The 17,821-nt window shown below is 74.5% G+C and carries 17 protein-coding genes; 7 read left to right on the top strand and 10 right to left on the bottom strand.

Annotated elements, in window-relative coordinates; genetic code table 11:
- Window positions 1-71 precede the first annotated feature (71 nt).
- Window positions 72-1,709, top strand: coding sequence for a glycosyltransferase family 39 protein (locus ACFOYX_RS20970; protein WP_377534250.1), 1,638 nt, complete (start codon window positions 72-74; stop codon window positions 1,707-1,709).
- Window positions 1,710-1,891: 182 nt separating this feature from the next.
- On the opposite strand, the gene ACFOYX_RS20965 is transcribed toward ACFOYX_RS20970, so the two are convergent.
- Both ACFOYX_RS20965 and ACFOYX_RS20960 read right to left on the bottom strand, forming a co-directional pair.
- Entirely contained in the window at window positions 1,892-3,439 is a 1,548-nt protein-coding gene (locus ACFOYX_RS20965; RefSeq protein ID WP_109804206.1) for a sensor histidine kinase, read from the bottom strand.
- Window positions 3,440-3,464: 25 nt separating this feature from the next.
- The gene (locus ACFOYX_RS20960; RefSeq protein WP_109804207.1) at window positions 3,465-4,496 is read right to left on the bottom strand and encodes an SIS domain-containing protein; all 1,032 of its coding nucleotides are present in this window, start codon (window positions 4,494-4,496) and stop codon (window positions 3,465-3,467) included.
- 184 nt (window positions 4,497-4,680) lie between these two features.
- Between ACFOYX_RS20960 and ACFOYX_RS20955 the strand changes: the two genes are divergently transcribed.
- Entirely contained in the window at window positions 4,681-6,516 is a 1,836-nt protein-coding gene (locus tag ACFOYX_RS20955) for a tetratricopeptide repeat protein (RefSeq protein ID WP_322441272.1), read from the top strand.
- Between the two features lie 69 nt (window positions 6,517-6,585).
- Here the strand turns inward: ACFOYX_RS20955 and ACFOYX_RS20950 are convergent, their stop codons facing one another.
- The gene (locus ACFOYX_RS20950; protein WP_322441271.1) at window positions 6,586-8,175 is read right to left on the bottom strand and encodes an MDR family MFS transporter; all 1,590 of its coding nucleotides are present in this window, start codon (window positions 8,173-8,175) and stop codon (window positions 6,586-6,588) included.
- 112 nt (window positions 8,176-8,287) lie between these two features.
- On the opposite strand from ACFOYX_RS20950, the gene ACFOYX_RS20945 reads away from it, so the two are divergent.
- Entirely contained in the window at window positions 8,288-8,857 is a 570-nt protein-coding gene (locus tag ACFOYX_RS20945) for a TetR/AcrR family transcriptional regulator (protein ID WP_109804210.1), read from the top strand.
- Window positions 8,858-8,917: 60 nt separating this feature from the next.
- Here the strand turns inward: ACFOYX_RS20945 and ACFOYX_RS20940 are convergent, their stop codons facing one another.
- The 7 genes from ACFOYX_RS20940 to ACFOYX_RS20910 form a co-directional block, all read right to left on the bottom strand.
- Complete coding sequence (locus ACFOYX_RS20940; protein WP_322441270.1) at window positions 8,918-9,427, bottom strand: GNAT family N-acetyltransferase; 510 nt, start codon at window positions 9,425-9,427, stop codon at window positions 8,918-8,920.
- Window positions 9,424-9,639 (bottom strand): biotin/lipoyl-binding carrier protein, encoded by a 216-nt coding sequence (locus tag ACFOYX_RS20935; protein ID WP_109804212.1) that lies wholly within the window; start codon window positions 9,637-9,639, stop codon window positions 9,424-9,426. Before ACFOYX_RS20935 ends, ACFOYX_RS20940 begins: the two co-directional genes overlap by 4 nt.
- A 428-nt stretch (window positions 9,640-10,067) precedes the next feature.
- Window positions 10,068-10,355: a mycothiol system anti-sigma-R factor gene (rsrA, locus tag ACFOYX_RS20930; protein WP_109804214.1), complete on the bottom strand. Its 288-nt coding sequence runs from the start codon at window positions 10,353-10,355 to the stop codon at window positions 10,068-10,070.
- A gap of 2 nt (window positions 10,356-10,357) precedes the next feature.
- Window positions 10,358-11,170 carry a sigma-70 family RNA polymerase sigma factor gene (locus ACFOYX_RS20925; RefSeq protein WP_322441269.1) on the bottom strand — a complete coding sequence of 271 codons (813 nt, stop codon included), beginning with the start codon at window positions 11,168-11,170 and terminating at the stop codon, window positions 10,358-10,360.
- 261 nt (window positions 11,171-11,431) lie between these two features.
- Entirely contained in the window at window positions 11,432-12,049 is a 618-nt protein-coding gene (locus ACFOYX_RS20920; protein ID WP_322441268.1) for an alpha/beta family hydrolase, read from the bottom strand.
- A 142-nt stretch (window positions 12,050-12,191) separates the two neighbouring features.
- Entirely contained in the window at window positions 12,192-12,587 is a 396-nt protein-coding gene (locus ACFOYX_RS20915; protein ID WP_109801218.1) for a WhiB family transcriptional regulator, read from the bottom strand.
- 210 nt (window positions 12,588-12,797) lie between these two features.
- Entirely contained in the window at window positions 12,798-13,508 is a 711-nt protein-coding gene (locus tag ACFOYX_RS20910) for an SOS response-associated peptidase (RefSeq protein ID WP_322441267.1), read from the bottom strand.
- Between the two features lie 102 nt (window positions 13,509-13,610).
- Here ACFOYX_RS20910 and aroA point away from each other — a divergent pair, with 102 nt between their 5' ends.
- The 4 genes from aroA (at window position 13,611) to ACFOYX_RS20890 (ending at window position 17,808) form a co-directional block, all read left to right on the top strand.
- The gene (aroA, locus tag ACFOYX_RS20905; protein WP_322441266.1) at window positions 13,611-14,912 is read left to right on the top strand and encodes a 3-phosphoshikimate 1-carboxyvinyltransferase; all 1,302 of its coding nucleotides are present in this window, start codon (window positions 13,611-13,613) and stop codon (window positions 14,910-14,912) included.
- A gap of 207 nt (window positions 14,913-15,119) precedes the next feature.
- A complete protein-coding gene (gene rsgA / locus ACFOYX_RS20900) occupies window positions 15,120-16,043 on the top strand; it encodes a ribosome small subunit-dependent GTPase A (protein ID WP_377534279.1) in 924 nt (307 codons plus the stop codon).
- A 28-nt stretch (window positions 16,044-16,071) separates the two neighbouring features.
- A complete protein-coding gene (gene hisN, locus ACFOYX_RS20895) occupies window positions 16,072-16,881 on the top strand; it encodes a histidinol-phosphatase (RefSeq protein WP_322441265.1) in 810 nt (269 codons plus the stop codon).
- Between the two features lie 60 nt (window positions 16,882-16,941).
- Entirely contained in the window at window positions 16,942-17,808 is an 867-nt protein-coding gene (locus tag ACFOYX_RS20890; protein ID WP_322441330.1) for a hypothetical protein, read from the top strand.
- Window positions 17,809-17,821 lie beyond the last annotated feature (13 nt).

The following is a 17,821-nucleotide window of genomic DNA, read 5'->3' as shown; positions in this document are numbered from 1 at the left end:
AGCAGCCGAGCCCCGCGCGCGAATCGGCGGACCAGCCCGCCCGGCCGTCCGGCTGTGTGACGCTGCGACATGTGACCGCACCTTCGGAGCCGAGACGGGCCAGCGGCGCGGCCGCTCCCGCCAGGAGCAACCGACGGTGGCTGGTCTGGCTGCCGCCGGCGGCGCTCACGCTGGCGGTCAGCCTCACCGGGGTGAGCCGGGCGCAGCTCTGGCGGGACGAGCTGGCCACCTGGAGCGCGGCGACCCGGCCGGTCGGCGACCTGGTCCGGCTGGCCGGCACCATCGACGCCGCCACCGGGCCGTACTACCTGCTCATGCACGGCTGGATCGCGCTGTTCGGCGACTCGACGACCGCGCTGCGGCTGCCGTCGGTGCTGGCCATGGCGGCCACCGCCGGGCTGACCGCCCGGCTCGGCGAGCGGCTGGTCGACGCCCGGGTCGGATTGCTGGCCGGGCTGCTCCTCGCCGTCCTCCCCGGCACCTCGCGGTACGCCCAGGAAGCCCGCCCGTACGCGCTGGCCACGCTGCTCGCCGTGCTCGCCACGCTGTTGCTGGTCGAGGCGCTGCGTCGCCCGTCGTGGGCCCGCTGGGCCGGCTACGCCGCCGCCGTCGCCGCGCTGGGCCTGACCCACCTGATCGCGCTCACCCTGCTCGCCGCGCACGCCGTCGCGGTGCTGCTGGTCCAGTGGCGCGACCCGGCGGCCGCCGGCCTCGACACTCCCCCGGATGGCGCCGAGCGGCCCGCCGACAGCCGTCGGAGGGACGACCCGCCGGCCGATGACCGGCCCGACGTCGAACCGCCCGGCGACGGGCAACCTGGCGACGCCCGACCAGGCGGCGAGGGATTGGGCGGCGTGCGGCGGGCCGGACGTCACGCCCTGTTGCGGTGGTTGGTGGCGTTGGTGCCGGCCGTGCTGCTGGTCGGTCCGCTGGTGCTGGTGGCGCGGGGGCAGCGGTCCCGGCAGCTCGACTGGGTGGACCCCGCCCGGCTGACCGACCTGGCGGCGCTCCCCGGCGGCGTGGCGCAGAGCGGCGCGGTCGGCGGCCTGCTGCTCGGTCTCGCCGCGCTCGGTGCCGGACGGCTCGGCCGGCGGGCCCTGCTGCCCGCGGCCTGCGTGCTGCTGCCGGTGCTGCTGGTCTTCGCCGCCGGGGTGGTCGTGCCGCTGTGGGTGCCGCGCTACCTGGTCTTCACCGTGCCGTTCGGCTGCCTGCTGGCCGGCGCGGCGCCGGCCGGCGTACGGCTGGCGCCGGCGCTCGCCGTGGTGGTGCTGGCCGGGCTGCTCGGCCTGCCCGACCAGGCGGGGCTGCGGCGTACGCACGAGTGGCCGCGCAGCGCCACGGTCGACTACCGGGGGGTGGCCCGGGTGATCGCCGACCATGAGCAGCCCGGCGACGTGATCGTCTTCTCCCCCCGGGAGAGTTGGCTCTTCCTCGACCTCGGCACCGCGTACCACCTGGGGTCCCGGCAGCCCCGCGACGTGCTGGTGGTCTGCGACCAGCGGCAGCGCGCGGACCTCTGGGCCGGCGAGTGCGACCGGCCGGCGGAGTGCCTGGCCGGCGCGGGCCGGGTCTGGCTGGTGGTCGCCGGGTGGCGGAGCGACCCGGCGGCGGCCGTGCCGGGGGCGAAGGGCGCGGCGCTGCGGGACGGCTTCACCGTCCGCCAGGTCTGGCCGCGCCCCGGCCTCACCGTCGCCCTGCTCACCCGCTGATCCCGCCGTCCCACCGCACGGCCTGCCGGCAGCCCGCCGCTCGCGGGGAGCCCGTGGGCCGCCGCGAGCCCCCCGGGCCGTCGACAGCCTCGCAACATACGGGAGGTGGGGGTGAAAACGGGCCCCGATACCGCGACTTCCCGGCAGTTGCGCGACGCCCCGACCCGGCGCCACGCGGCGGATCAGGGGGTGAGGCGGTCGGCGGAGCCGCGGGCGAGGGGGACCACCAGGACGGCCTCGGTGCCGCCGGTGGCGCCGTTGCGCAGCTCGATGGTGCCGCGGAGCTCGCCGGTCACCAGCGCCCGGACGATCTGCAGGCCGAGCCGGCCGCCGCGTTCGGCGTCGAACTGCTCGGGCAGGCCGCGACCGTTGTCGGCGACCGAGACGTGCAGCTGCTTGCGGAACCGGTGCGCGGACACCACCACCTCGGGCTTGCCGTCCCCGTCGGCGACGACCGCGCCCTCCTCGCCGGCGGGCGGGAAGCCGTGCTCGACGGCGTTGAGCAGCAGCTCGTTGAGGACCATCACCAGCGAGGTGGCGATCTCGGCGGGCAGCACGCCGAAGCTGCCCTTGCGGCGCATTCCGACCGTCACCTCGGTCGCCGCGACCTCGGTGGCCGCGCTGGCCACCCGGTCGACGATCCCGTCGAACTCGACCGCCTCGTCGCTGGACATGGAGAGCGTCTCGTGCACCAGGGCGATCGAGGCGACCCGGCGGACCGACTCCTCCAGGGCGACCCGGGCCTCGGGCATGGACACCCGGCGGGCCTGGAGGCGGAGCAGCGCGGCGACGGTCTGGAGGTTGTTCTTCACCCGGTGGTGGATCTCCCGGATGGTGGCGTCCTTGGTGATCAGGGCGCGGTCCCGGCGGCGTACCTCGGTGATGTCGCGGACCAGCACCAGCGCGCCGATCGGCACGCCGGCCGGCATCAGCGGCAAGGCTCGGGTGAGCATGGTGGCGCCCCGGGCGTCGATCTCCCGCCGGGGCGGGGCGTCCCCGCGCAGCGCGGCCAGGATGGCGTTCGCCGCGTCGGTGCCCTCCAGCGGGTCGCCGGCCAGCCGGCGGTGCAGCTTGGCCAGGTCCTCACCCACCAGGTGGGAGGCGTAGCCCAACCGGCGGTACGCGGACTGCGCGTTCGGGCTGGCGTAGGTGACCTTGCCGTTGGCGTCGAGGCGGACCAAACCGTCGCCGACCCGGGGCGCGGAGGTGGTCTCGCCGGGGTGCCGGGGCGGCGGGAACGTGCCGTCGGCGATCATCTGGGCCAGGTCGTCGGCGGTGGTCAGGTAGTTCAGTTCGAGCTGGCTGGGCGTGCGGGCGGTGGAGAGGTTGGTGTCCCGCCCGACCACGGCGACGACCTCGCCGTTCTCCCCGTCGGCGGTACGCAGCCGGACGGGGATCGCCTCGTGCCGGGCGGGCACGTCGCCGTACCAGACCGGGTCGCCCTCCCGCCAGATCCGGCCCTGCCGGTGGGCGACCTCCAGGTGCGCGACCTCCGGCCCGCCGACGATCCGCCCCACCTGGTCGTCGAGGTACGCGGTGGGGGCGGTCGTGGGGCGGACCTGGGCGACGCAGAGGAACGTCCCGTCGCCGTCCACCGGCACCCACAGCAGCAGGTCGGCGAAGGAGAGGTCGGACAGCAGCTGCCAGTCCCCGGCGATCCGGTGCAGGTGGTCGATGTCGGCCGGGCGGAGCTGGGTGTGCTCCTCGGCGAGGTCGCGCAGCGTGGACACGAGACACAGCGTGCCACGCCGGCGGTCACATCGTCGCGGTGACCTTCTTCAGCCCGCGCGGGGCGTCCGGGTCCTCGCCCCGGGTCAGCGCCAGGGCCAGGGCCAGCCGCTGCAACGGGAGGATGTCCAGCAGCGGGGCGTACCGCTCGTCGACCTCGGGGACGGCCATCCGGGTGGCCCCCTCGACGTCGGCGGAGCCGACCACCACCACGTCGGCGCGGCGCTCGCCGAGCCGGGGCAGCACCTCGCCCATCGACCGCCCGCCGGGGCCGGAGCCGACGACGGCGAGCACCGGGACGTCCGGGTCGGTCATGGCCAGGGGGCCGTGCAGCAGGTCGGCGCCGGAGAAGGCGAGCGCCGGCAGGTACGAGGTCTCCATCAGCTTCAGCGCGGCCTCCCGGGCGGTCGGGTACGCGTACCCCCGGCCGGTGGTGACGAGCTGGGCGGCGAACCGGTAGCGCGGGGCGAGTTGGGCCGGGGTGGCGTCGGCGAGGGTGCGCTCGGCCAGTTCGGGCAGGGCGGCGAGGGCGGCCTGCTCCTCGGCCGGCAGCACGCCGTCGCCGGCACGTACCCCCTCGACGAGCATCAGCAGCGCGAGCAGCTCGGCGGTGTACGTCTTGGTGGCGGCGACGGCCCGCTCGTGCCCGGCGGCGATGTCGACGGCGAGCTCGGCGGTCTCCACCAGCGGGGAGTCGGGCGCGTTCGTGACGGCGAGGGTGAGCGCGCCGGAGGCCCGGGCGACCCGGAGCACCTCGGCCAGGTCGGGCGAGCCGCCGCTCTGGCTGACCCCGACGACGAGGGCGTCGGAGAGGTCGGGCCGGGCGCCGTAGACGGTGATCGCGCTCGGCGAGGCGAGGCCGGCGGGGAGGCCGAGGCGGATCTCGGTCAGGTACGCCGCGTAGAGGGCGGCGTGGTCGGAGGTGCCGCGGGCGGTGAAGACCACGTGCCGGGGCCGGCGCTCGGCGATCACCGCCGCGACCCGGGCGATCGCCCCGGCGTGCTCGGCGGAGAGCAGGCGGTCGTAGCCGGCCGGCTGCTCGTCGATGTCGGCGGCCATGCCGGCCCCTGGACGGGTCACGGAGAACTCCCCCCTGCGCGAATGTCGCGCGATCGGTGCTCAGTCTTGCACCTTTGCGCCCACACGAGCAATGTAACGAACAGCAATGCGCAGTGGATCACCGAATCGACGCACCATCCCCTAGGCTTGCCCGGCTGGCGAACCGACTCACCGAGAGGACGACGTGCCCGACGGAACGGACGACTCCGCGCTCTCCGCGGAGGGGGAGCTCGCGCTCGCCCGCCTGGCGCTGGGCGACGGGGATCTCCAGCACGCCGCCGACCACGTCGCCGCCGCGCTCGTCCAGGCCCCCACGCTGCCCGAGGTGCACGAGATCCTGGCCCGGGTCGCCGCGGCCAGCGGCGGAGACCTGGATCTCTTCCCGCTGGGACACCACGCATTCGTCGGCGCGGTGGTGGCCCGCGCGCACCTGCTCGCCGCCGCCGGGCGACCGGCCGAAGGACTCGACCTGCTGGCCGCGGCCACCGGCTACGCGCCCGGCGCCGACTGGGCGGGCGTGCCCTGGGTGACCGCCCCCGAGCTGCCCGAACGCCTCGAACCCGAGCGGACCGCCCGGATCCTCATGCAGATCTGCGCGGCGGCCCCCGACCCGGTGCCCCGACGGCTCCGCGACCCGCTGCGGCCGTACCTCACCCTGGCCCGCAACGCGGTCACCGTGCACCCCGGCCACCCGCTGCTGCTGGGCGCGGCGTCCGCGCTGGCCCGGCGGATCGGCGCGGTCGCCCTCGCCGTCACCTGGGCCTCCCGGGGGGTACGCGCGGAGCCGACCAAACTCGGCGAGGTCTGGCTCGGGTACGCGTACCGCAGCGCCGGCCGGACCCGGGACGCCCTGGCCGCGCTCGGCCGCGCCGTCGAGCACGACCCCGACGACCTCGCGGTCTACGCCGACATCGCCGGCACGCTCGCCGACGCCGGCCGGCTCGACGAGGCGCTCGACTGGATCGACCGGGCCCTGGCCCGCGACCCCACCTTCGACTGCGCCGTGCACACCGCGCACCGGCTGCGCTTCCAGCGCGACGGGGACGTGGCCCACCTGGTCGCCCTCGCCGACTTCGGCCGGGACCACCCCGACGACAGCCACGAACACGGCGACCTCGCCGAGTGCTGCCGCAGCCGCCCCTGGCTGGGGCAGGTCACCCCGGCCGGCGGCCCGATGCTGGACGCGCTGCGGCAGGCCCTCGCCGCCGAGGGCGCCGCCCGGCTCGCCGTACGGCTGGACGCGTTGGAGCCGCCCAGCGCGATGCGTACCGTCGCGGCGGCCGTGCCCGGCCTCGACGTCGAGGTGACCGAGGTGACCGACCCGGACCCCCGCCAGCCCCGCCGCGCCACCACCTGCCAGCTCTGGCGGTACGACGGCACCCACGCCGCGCCGACCCTGCCGGTCCCGTCGGCCGAGGCGGCCGAACGCATCCGGCAGCTCGCCCACCCGGCGTGGCCGCACCCACCGGCCGCCTACGACGCCGCGGTGGGGCTGGCCACCCTGGAGCTGGCCGACCTGCTCGCCCTGCTGGTGCACCCGCCCAAGGCGCCGCCGACCGCGCTGGGCCGGGTGCTCGCCGGCCAGGACCCCTCGCTCTGGGTGCGCTGCGTGCAGGTCTGGGCCTGCCTCGGCCTGCTGCACCACCGCACCGACGAACCGTGGGCGGAGTCCACCCGGCGGCGGGTGCTGCTGGAACTGGTCTGGGGCGTCGAGGACTGGATCACCGAGGCGGCGCTGTTCGCCCTGGTCACCGCCGCCTGGGTCGATCCCGCGGTACGCCCCGACGTGGCCCGGGCGGTGGCCGAACGCCTCGCCGACGTGGCGGCCGTGTCCCGCGAACGCCGGGTGCCGATCGCCACCTCCGTGGCCCACCTGGCCCTGGCCACCCCGGCGCTGGACGAGACGACCAAGGCCCTGGCCCGCGAGCTGGCCGCCATCCCGGCCGCCGACCCACACCAGCGACCGGGGGCACTGCGCCGCCTCTGGCGCCGCCTCGCCGCCCTCCTCTGGCGCCCCTGACCAACGCGCTGGAAACGACCGCGGCCACGCCGTACCCCGGGTGGGATCGGCGTGGCCGCGGAGCGTGCGTCAGGCGACCGGGGCCTTGCCCAGGGCGGTCTCGGCCTGCTCCTCGGGGGTGGCGTCCGCGGGCGGGGCGTCGTTGGCCGAGCGCAGCGGGACCTCCTTGATGAACCAGGCGAGCACCGGCACCGCGATGGTGAAGACGACCGCCCAGAGGAAGACGTGCGAGATGGCGTCGGACAGTCCGCCGAGCACCAGCTCGCGCACCTGCGCCGGGAGCGCCTTGAGCTGCTCGAGGTCCATCCGGCCGCCCTCACCGCCACCGCCGCTGAACGCGCTGCCAGCCGCCGAGTCGGCGAGCCGGTTGGCGAAGATCGCGCCGAAGAGCGAGATGCCGAACGAACCGCCGATGGAGCGGAAGAACGTGGCTCCGCCGCTCGCCGCGCCGAGGTCCTTCTGCTCGACGCTGTTCTGCGCGATCAGCATCGAGGTCTGCATCAGGAAGCCCATGCCCGCGCCGAGCACGACCATGTAGACCGAGGACTCGGCCTTGCTGGTGTCGACGTCGAGCCGGCTGAGCAGGAACATGCCGGCGGTCATCACCACGCCGCCGACGATCGGGAACATCCGGTACCGGCCGGTCTTGGTGATCGTCCGGCCGACGACCAGCGAGACCACCAGCATGCCGAACATCAGCGGGAGCAACAGCAGGCCGCTGTTGGTGGCCGAGGCGCCCTGCACGGTCTGCTGGTAGAGCGGCAGGAAGTTCATCGCGCCGAACATCGCGAAGCCGAGCAGGAAGCCGATCACCGAGATGAGGGCGAAGTTGCGGTTGGCGAAGAGCCCGAGCGGCAGGATCGGCTCGACGGCGCGGCGCTCGACGACGGCGAACACGACCAGGGCGACCAGCGCGAGGACGGCGAGGCCGAGGATCTGCGGCGAGGTCCAGTCGTACTCGTTGCCGCCCCAGGTGGTGACCAGCACGATCGCGGTGATGCCGACCGAGAGCAGCGCGGCGCCCAGCCAGTCGATCTTGTGCTCGGTGCGGTACTTCGGCAGGTGCATGGTGGTGGCCAGGACCAGCAGCGCGACGCCGCCCAGCGGCAGGTTGACGTAGAACGCCCAGCGCCAGGAGAGGTTGTCGGTGATGAAGCCACCGACCAGCGGGCCGGCCACCATGGCGATGGCCATGATGCCGGCGATCATGCCCTGGTAGCGGCCCCGCTCGCGCGGCGGCACCAGGTCACCGATGATCGCCATCACGCCGACCATCAGGCCGCCCGCGCCGAGGCCCTGGACGGCCCGGAACGCGATCAGCTCGATCATGCCGGTGTCGGCGCCGCCGAACATGCCGGAGCCCGACATGCCGCAGAGCGCGGAGCCGATCAGGAAGATCACCACGGAGGTGAGGAAGACGGCCTTGCGGCCGTACAGGTCGCCGAGCTTGCCCCAGATCGGAGTGGAGACCGTGGTGCCCAGCACGTACGCGGTGACCACCCAGGTGAAGTGGTCGACGCCGCCGAATTCGCCGACGATCCGCGGCAGCGCGGTGCTGACGATCATGTTGTCGAGCATCGCGAGCATCATCGCGATCATCAGACCGAACAGGACGACCCGGATGTTGGGTCTCGCCGTCGCCTGGGTTTCCTGAGTCATGGGTAAGCTCCCCCGGAGATGTGTCGCACTTACTTGCCGCCCGGCTAGTCACCTTACTAGCCGCACGGTAAGTTGGACAGCAGAAAACCGTCAAGTGAGTTGGGTGGTTCAGGTGAGGGAGAGCACAGGCGGCACGCGGGAACGCATCCAGGCCGTCGCGCTGGAGCTCTTCACCGAGCAGGGGTACGAGAAGACCTCGCTGCGGGAGATCGCCGAGCGGCTGGGTGTGACCAAGGCCGCCCTCTACTACCACTTCAAGAGCAAGGACGAGATCGTCAACAGCTTCGTCGAGGACCGGCTGCACCGGATGGACGAGCTGATCGACTGGGCCCGGTCGCAACCGGCCACCCTGGCCACCCGCCGGGCCCTGATCACCCGGTACGCCGACGCGATATTCGCCAGCGAGCAGCCGTCGGTGATGCGCTTCTTCGAGCAGAACCAGACCGTGTTGAAGAGCCTCGCCGCCGGGATGCAGATGCGGGAACGGATGCTGGGCCTCGCCGACCAGCTGTGCCGGGGCGACGATTCGCCCGCCGCGCAGCTCCGCGCCGCGCTCACCCTGTTCGCCGTGCACAGCAGCTGGTTCGCGGTACGCGCCCCGCACATCACCGACGAGGAGCGGAAGAAGATCGCTCTCGAGGTCGCCGACGAGCTGCTGTCGAAGATCGGCGAGGCCGGCTGACCCGCCGGTCACCGGCGCGGTACGGCCTCCGGGCCGGCCCGGAGGCCGGTACGGGCGCCGTCAGTCGCCGGTGAGGTCCAGCCGGAGCCCGAGCAGCTCCACCCCCGGCAGCGGGGACCAGTCCTTCTCCGGCACCCGGACGAAGCCCATCCGCTGGTAGAGCCGGTGCGCCGCGACGGCCATGCCGCTGCGTACGCAGATCACCACCGCCGAGCAGCCCAGCTCGGTCGCCCGGGCCACGCAGGCGCGGACCAGCGCCACCCCGGCGCCACGGCCCTGCGCCGCCGGGTCGACCGCCAGCATCCGGAACTCCGCCTCGCCGGGCCCGGAGAGCTCCGCGTACGGGGTGCCGGCCAGCACGAACGTCACCGCCCCGAGCACCTCCCCGGTGCCGGTGTCGACGGCGACCAGCACCTCGCCGGTCTCCGCCCGGGTGGCCACGTCGGCGAGCACCACGGCGTACCCGTTCTCGCCCTTGAGCTGCCCGTCGGCCTCGTAGGCGGCGACCGTCAGCCGGGCCACCGCCGGGTGGTCGGCCGGGTCGGCCCGACGGACGGTGAGGCCGGTCAACCGATCACCGCGATCAGGTCGCCGTCCTGCACGACGTCCCCCTCGTTGACCGCGATCTGCTGGACGACGCCGTCCGACTCGGCGATCACGGGGATCTCCATCTTCATCGACTCCAGGATCACCAGCGTGTCCCCCTCGGACACGGTGTCTCCGGCCGTCGCGACGACCTTCCAGACGTTCGCCACCATCTCGGCGCGGATCTCCTCGGCCATGTCACGGCCCTCCCTCTCCACCGGTGTGCCTGCGAACGGTATCCAATCATGACCCGGGTCACGCCGGACGCGGAGCGGCCGGCACGCCGCTTTCGGCCCCGCCGGACCATGGGCGAGGCAACCCGCACTAGCATCAGCTCGTCGGACCCCGGACGCCCGGAGGACCGGTACGCGACCTCCGCCGCGCTCGCCCGCGGTCGGACCGTGACCAGCACAAGGAGGCACAGCATGGCGAAGAAGGCCCGTAGGAAGAAGGCCCGGAGGAAGAGCAACGCGAACCACGGCAAGCGCCCCAACTCCTGATCGTCGGCGGGCCCGTGCCCGCCTGGAGGATCAGCAGCTCCCCGGCCCCGGGCCGGGACACGCCGGTGGCCCGGGTCGGATCCGACCCGGGCCACCGGTTTCTGTCAGCTCAGTGCGGCGTGCGCTCAGTCCGCCAGCTCGCGGGACTCGGTGCTCTCGAAGACCACCAGCTCGGTGAGGCGTACCCGCAGCCGCTCGCGCAGCTGCGCCGGCGCGGTCTCGTTGCCGCAGCACCGCGCGACCAGCGCCTTCACCTCCTGCTCGATGCCGTACTCGCGCAGGCAGTGCCCGCACTCGTCGAGGTGGGTCCGGATCAGCACCCGGCGCTCGTCCGCGCACTCCAGATCCAGGTAGAGGTACACCTCCGCGAGCACCTCGCGGCAGTCCGTCTCGTGCGGCTCTCCACAGCTCACGGTCACACCTCCCGGCCGGCGGCGGCGGTCGAACCCTTCGACGACGGCGCGGACGAGAAGCCCCGCTCCGCGGCGTACTGCTCGAGCAGCTTGCGCAGATTACGTCGGCCGCGGTGCAGCCGCGACATCACCGTGCCGATCGGCGTACCCATGATGTCGGCGACCTCCTTGTAGGAGAAGCCCTCGACGTCGGTCAGGTACACCGCCATGCGGAACTCCTCCGGCAGCTGCTGGAGGGCCTCCTTGACGTCGCTGTCCGGCAGGCGGTCCAGCGCCTCGGTCTCCGCCGAGCGCAGCCCGCTGGAGGTGTGCGACTCGGCCTCGGCGAGCTGCCAGTCGGTGATCTCCTCGGTCGGCGCCTGAATCGGCTGGCGCTGCCGCTTGCGGTAGGAGTTGATGTAGGTGTTGGTCAGGATCCGGTAGAGCCAGGCCTTCAGGTTCGTGCCCTGCTCGAACTGGTGGAAGGCCGCGTACGCCTTCAGATACGTCTCCTGGACCAGGTCCTCGGCATCCGCCAGGTTGCGGGTCATCCGCAGTCCGGCAGCGTAGAGCTGATCGACGAAGGGCATCGCGTCCCGCTCGAAGCGGGCCCTGCGCTCGTCCGTCTTCTCGGTGGTCAACCGCACATCCCCTCGCGTCGGATGCTTCCTCGACGAGGATACGCGTACGGAGCTGTCCGTAGATTCACTTCCGGCCGGTGTGCTGGTGCTCACCGCGGCCGGCGCCTCGGCGGGCCACTCCGGCGCGTCCAGCAGCCGCCTCAGCTGCCGCGCGTCCCGCTTGTCCCGCTCCCGGCCCCGTGTCTCGGTCGGCACCGGTCACCCCCCTCGGCTGGAAATGTCGTCCAGGGGTAGTAACCGCGCAGTGGGGCGACACATTCCGTCACCCCCGCCGTTCCTGGTCCCCGCCTCGGCCGCGACCGACGCTGGGACCAGGAAGGGCCTGGGAGGATGGTCCCGAATGCCCGAACCGGTGCATCCGGCACCATCCGTAGCAACGACCCGCCGCCGCCCCCGGTCACGCCCGGGCGTGATCCCTCCCCGCCGTCCGGGGCAGACGATTTCCCCGGGCCCCGTTCAGCGGCGTGTCCAGCCCCGCCCACGCAGCCAGTCGCGCACCACGGCGGCCGTGGCGGCCGGGTCGCCCCGCAGGTCGTGCCGCTCGCCCGGGCGGAGCACCACCTCGACGCCCGGTCCCGGCTCCGGCACCCCGAAGGGGTCCCGGTCACCGTTCACCACCAGGGTGGGCAGCCCGGTCGCCAGCTCGGCGGCGCGCGAGCGCTCGGGACGGCCCGGCGGGTGCAGCGGGAAGGCCAGGGCGACGATCCCGCTCGCGCCGACCGCCCCGGCGGTGCGGCAGGCGACCCGGGCGCCGCTGGAGCGCCCGCCGACCACCCAGTCGGACACGGTCGGGTGGCGCTCGCGGAGCGCGGCCAGCACCGCCGTCCACGCCTCGTCGAGCTGCCCGGCCGGCGCCGGCGCCCGTCGACCGGCGACCCGGTACGGCTGGGTCACCCGGATCACGGCCACCCCGGCGGCGGTCACCGCGTCCCGGACGGCGCGCAGGTCCGGGGCGTCCACCCCGCCGCCCGCGCCGTGCCCGAGCACCAGCGCGGTGCTGACGGGACCGGCGGGCAGGTCGGTGTCGACCCGGGCCGGTCCGCGGGGGGTGTCGGTCTCGTCGCTGTGCCGCACCGGCCCATTCTCCGCCGACGCCGGCCGACCCGACCCGGCGGCCGCTCGCCGCACACCCACCCGGGCCGGCGCCCGGGCCGGAAACGACGTCGCCGCCCGCCTCCAGGGTTGCGAGGCGGGCGGCGAGGCCTACCCGATCAGCTCAGCGACTGAGCGGCACCAGGGTGAGCAGGCGGTCCCGGACCGGCGGGCCGGCCTCGTCGACCGCGTCCGGATCCGGCTGCACCTCGCTGCGCCAGGCGACGAGCATCGCCCGGCGCTCGCGGGGCGTGGTGCCGCCCCAGACGCCGTGGCAGTCCCCCACCTCCAGCGCCCAGGCGAGGCAGGAGCCCTGGACGTCACAACTGCGGCAGAGCGTGACGGCCGCGTCGGCCGGCTCGTTGGGCGCCGGAAAGAAGGTTTCCGGGTCCACGCTCTGGCAGGTCCCTCTGGTCCGCCACGCCTCGTCCTGTCGCCGCTCGCGCAACGCCCGCAGCAGTCGCGGATCTCGTCGTGCGGCGGCCACCTCGTGCGGGCGGGGCATACGTGCCCGTGTCAAATCCACCCACCTCCCCCGTGGGACCGGCAAGATCACCAAGGATCGATGGGCGTCATCCGCCCCGTGCGAATCGACGCCCACCGCCGGCGCTGTGTTCTATCGCACTTGCGGACGCGGGGACAAGACTCTGCGGTAAAGATGGCTAAAAGACCGGGCGACGTTTCAGGCGCAACCCCGGCAAATCAGCACACGACAATGCGCCGACAGTGATCAGAACAGGGTCAATTCCGAGTCGGCCTCCTCGCGCGCGAGCGGGACCCGGACGGTCAGGCCGGGACCGTCGTTGCGGACGTCGCCCACCGCCGGGGAGACCGGGCGGATCTCCAACCCGGCGAGCCAGTCCGCCGGCGGCGGGACCAGCAGCGCGGCGGGTTCCTCGGTCGGGCCGAGCCAGGTCGCCCAGCGGTCCCGGGGGAGCAGCAACGGCATCCGGTCGTGCACCTCGGCCAGCTCGCCGACGGCCGCCGTGGTGAGCACGCTGAAGGTGAGCAGGGCGCGGCCCGCCGCCTCCCACACCGACCAGATGCCGGCGAAGGCGAGCACCGAGCCGTCCGCCGGCGTCATGTAGTAGGGCTGCCGGCGGCCGCCGGCCTCGCGGACCCACTCGTACCAGCCCTCGGCCGGGACCAGGCAGCGGCGGCGGGCGAAGGACGGGGCGTACGCCCGGCTGGTGGCGATCGTCTCGGCCCGGGCGTTGATCATGCGGGCCGCGCCGGTGGCGCTGCGGGACCAGTGCGGGACCAGGCCCCAGCGGCCCACCGAGAGCGTGCGGTGCCCCTCGGGCGCCAGCCGGACCAGCGGCACCGGATCGGTCGGGGCCACGTTGAAGTCCGGGCCGACCGCGCCGCCGGTCTCGTCGTACGACTCGAACAGCGCGCTCAGGTCGCCCGCGCTCCGGGTCGTCGCGTACCTCCCGCACATGGGGCACACGCTAACGCCCCGACGGCGTCCCGGCTGTCCCGCCAACCGGGAGTGGGCCCCACGGCCGGCTCCATGCGCTGCCGGACTTGGCAGAATGTAACCGTGGGGAATCCGACCGCGACCCGGCCGCCGCAGCCGTGGACCGCACCGACCGCCAGCGACCCGGTCGCCGCGACGCTGCGCCTGCCCGGTTCCAAGTCGATGACCGCGCGGGCCCTGGTGCTCAGCGCGCTGGCCGGTGGCCCGTCGACGCTGGGCGGGCCGCTGCGCGCCCGGGACACCGAGCTGATGGCCGGCGGCCTGCGCGCCCTGGGCGCGCACATGTCGATCTCCGACGACGACCGCTGGCTGGTCCGGCCGCACCGGCTGGTCGGCCCGGCGCACGTCGACGTCGGCCTGGCCGGCACGGTGATGCGCTTCCTCCCGCCGGTGGCCGGTCTGGCCGAGGGGCGGGTCACCTTCGACGGCGACCCGCAGGCCCGGGTCCGCCCGCTCGGCCCGCTGATCGGGGCGTTGCGCTCCCTCGGCGTACGCATCGACACGCCCGACACCGGCAGCCTGCCGCTGACGGTCCTCGGAGCCGGCCGGGTCGCCGGCGGCGAGGTGGTCATCGACGCCTCCGCCTCCAGCCAGCTCGTCTCCGGGCTGCTGCTGGCCGCCCCGCGGTTCGACCGGGGCGTGGTGGTCCGGCACGAGGGCCCGCCGGTTCCCTCCGCGCCGCACCTGCGGATGACCGTCCAGATGCTCCGCGCCGCCGGGGCGGCGGTCGACGACAGCGTGCCCGACGTCTGGACGGTCGAGCCGGGGCCGCTGAGCGGGCGCGGCTGGGAGATCGAGCCGGACCTCTCCGGCGCGGTGCCGTTCTTCGCCGCCGCGCTGGTCACCGGCGGTGAGGTGACCCTGCAGGGCTGGCCGCGCAGCAGCATGCAGCCGGTCGAGCAGCTCCGTGCGCTGCTGCACCGGATGGGCGGCGAGGTGACGCTGACCACCGGCGGGCTCACCGTGCGGGGCACCGGAGCCGTGCACGGCCTGGACGCCGACCTCTCCGACGTCAGCGAGCTGACCCCGGCGCTGACCGCGCTGGCCATGCTCGCCGACTCGCCGTCCCGGCTGACCGGCGTCGGGCACATCCGGGGCCACGAGACCGACCGGATCGCCGCGCTGGCCCAGGAGTTCACCGCGCTCGGCGCGGACATCACCGAGTCGGCCGACGGGCTGGAGATCCGCCCCCGCCCGCTGCGCGGCGGGACCTTCCGGACGTACGCCGACCACCGGATGGCGCACGCCGCCGCGGTGGCCGGGCTGGCCGTACCGGGCATCGAGGTGGACGACGTGGCGTGCACCTCCAAGACCATGCCCGAGTTTCCGGCGCTATGGTCAGGAATGGTGACCGGCAAGAGCTGACGCGACAGGGGGCAGGTCCTGGCGACCAAACGGCGCGAGTACGACGAGGACGACGTGCGGGTCCGGCCCGGGAAGTCGTCGCGCCCGCGTACGCGCACCCGCCCCCGGCACGCCGAGGCGGTCGACGGTTTCGTGATCGCCGTGGACCGGGGCCGCTACACCTGCGTACGACCGGACGCCGGGCCGGACGACCCGATCATCACCGCGATGCGGGCCCGGGAGCTGGGCCGCAAGTCGGTGGTGGTGGGCGACCGGGTCGGGCTGGTCGGGGACACCTCGGGAGCGCCCGGGTCGCTGGCCCGGATCGTCCGGATCGCCGAGCGCAGGTCGGTGCTGCGGCGCACCGCCGAGGACGACGCGACCACCGCCGAGGGCCGGCTGGAACGGGTCGTGGTGGCCAACGCCGACCAGCTGGTGATCGTCAGCGCGCTGGCCGACCCGCCGCCGCGCACCGGGTTCATCGACCGCTGCCTGGTAGCCGCGTACGACGCGGACATCGAGCCGCTGCTCTGCCTGACCAAGGCGGACCTGGCCGGCCCGGAGGCGGTGCTCGGCTACTACACCGAGCTGGAGCTGCCGTACGTGCTGATCCGGCCCGACTCAGACCTGGACGCCCTGCGCGCGCTGCTCGCCGGGCGCGTCTCGGTGCTGGTCGGGCACTCCGGGGTCGGCAAGTCGACGCTGGTCAACCGCCTCGTCCCGGAGGCCGAGCGGGCGGTCGGCACGGTCAGCGCGATCGGCCGCGGCCGGCACACCTCGACCAGCGCGGTGGCCCTGCGGCTGCCGCCCACGACCGGCGCGAAGGGCGATCCCGGCTGGATCGTCGACACGCCCGGGGTACGCAGCTTCGGGCTGGCGCACGTCTCCGCGGAGAGCCTGCTGCACGGCTTCGCCGACCTGGTGGAGGCCACGGTCGACTGCCCGGCGAACTGCCAGCACACCGCCGAGGAGGCGCACTGCGCGCTGGACGCCTGGGTGGCCGCCGGCAAGGCCGACCCGCGCCGGCTGGCGTCGTACCGCCGGCTGCTGGCCTCCCGCAGCGGGGAGGGCGACCAGCGCGGGGAGGTCGACCACCGCGGGCCCGGCGAGGGTGACCAGCGCGGGCCGGACGCACCGCCCGCCGGGTCCTGACCCGGTGTCCGCCGCTACCGTTTCCGGCATGACCGGGTACGCCGCCGACCTCGCCCTCGCCCACCTGCTCGCCGACGCCGCCGACGCCATCTCCACGGACCGGTTTCGCGCCCTCGACCTGCGGGTCGAGTCGAAGCCGGACCTGACCCCGGTCTCCGACGCGGACACCGCGGTCGAGCGGGAGATCCGCGCCCTGCTGGCCGAGCACCGGCCGGGTGACGGCCTGCTCGGCGAGGAGTACGGCGAGCAGCCGGCCGCCGGGCCCGACGGGCGGCGCTGGGTGGTCGACCCGATCGACGGCACCAAGAACTTCGTCCGCGGCGTGCCGGTCTGGGCCACCCTGATCGCCCTGCTGGAGTCCGACCGCCCGGTGCTCGGCCTGGTCTCCGCCCCGGCGCTGGGCCGGCGCTGGTGGGCCGCGACGGGCGCGGGCGCGTACGCCGGCCCGGACGCCGCCTCCGGCGCACCGATCCGGGTCTCGGGCGTCAAGGATCTCGCCGACGCGAGCTTCTGCTACTCGTCGCTGACCGGCTGGGAGTCCGCCGGCCGCTTGGACGCGATCCTGCAGGTCATGCGGCACACCTGGCGCAGCCGGGCGTACGGCGACTTCTACGGCTACATGCTGCTGGCCGAGGGGGCGCTGGACGTGATGGTGGAGCCGGAGCTGTCGCTGTGGGACGTCGCCGCGCTGGTGCCGATCGTGACCGAGGCCGGCGGCACGGTCACCGACCGGGCCGGTCGACCGGCGCCGGCTGGCGGGGAGAACAGCGCGATCGCCACCAACGGCCTCCTCCACGCCGACATCCTGGAGCGGCTGGGAGAGCCAGCCGCGCGCTGACCGACCGGTTGCCTCTATCCTCGCCAGGTGGTGTCCTCCGGTTGGTGCTTCCTCGCGGCCATGATCGTCGCGTACGGCTTCGCCAATCTGCTCCAGTCCGTCGCCGCGGCGCGGACCACCGTGCACCACACCTTCGACCCGGGGCTGCTGCTGCGGCTGGCCAGCCACCGGACGTACCTGGTCGGGCTGATCTGTCAGGTCACCGGTTTCGTGCTGGCCTTCCTGGCCCGCCGGGACCTGCCGCTCTTCCTGGTCCAGGCCAGCGTGGCGGCCGGGCTCGGGGTGACCGCGATACTCGGGGTGCTGGTGCTGAAATGGCGGCTGCCGGCCGCCGAGGTGGCGCTGCTGGCGCTCCTCTTCGGCGGGATCACCGCACTGGTGCTGGCCGCCCAGCCGGCCCCCTCCCGGCAGCTCGGCACTGCCGGTCTGATCGGCCTGACCGTGGCGGTCGGGGTGATCGCCGTGGCCGGCTTCTTCGCGGCCCGGCTGCACGGGGCGCCCGGCTCGGTGGCGCTCGGCTCGCTGGCCGGGATGGCGTTCTCCGCCGCCGCGGTGGCCGCCCGCCCGCTGGCCTCGGCGGACTCCGCCGAGGCGTTCGTCCGGGACCCGCTGCTCTACCTGCTGATCGCCCACTCGGTGGTGGGCCAACTGCTCCTCGGCCTGGCGATGCAGCGGGGCTCCACCACCGCGGCGGTGGCCGCGATGGACGCCGCCGGGGCGGTGCCCGCGGCGATCATCGGCCTGCTGCTGCTCAACGACCGGATCTGGCCGGGCCGGGAGTGGCTGGCCGGGGTCGGTTTCCTGATCACGCTGGCGTCGGTGGTCGGCCTCACCCGGTACGCCGAACCGCAGCACCACCACGCGGTCGCCCGCGAGCGGGAGCGCCCGATGATCGGCGCCGGGGCCGCCGCCCGTCCCCGCCGCTGACCGAACACGCCGC

This window comes from Micromonospora sp. GCM10011541, from assembly GCF_042650725.1.
Classification (GTDB): Bacteria; Actinomycetota; Actinomycetes; order Mycobacteriales; family Micromonosporaceae; genus Micromonospora; species Micromonospora sicca.
This window is presented reverse-complemented; position numbering and strand designations above follow the sequence as displayed.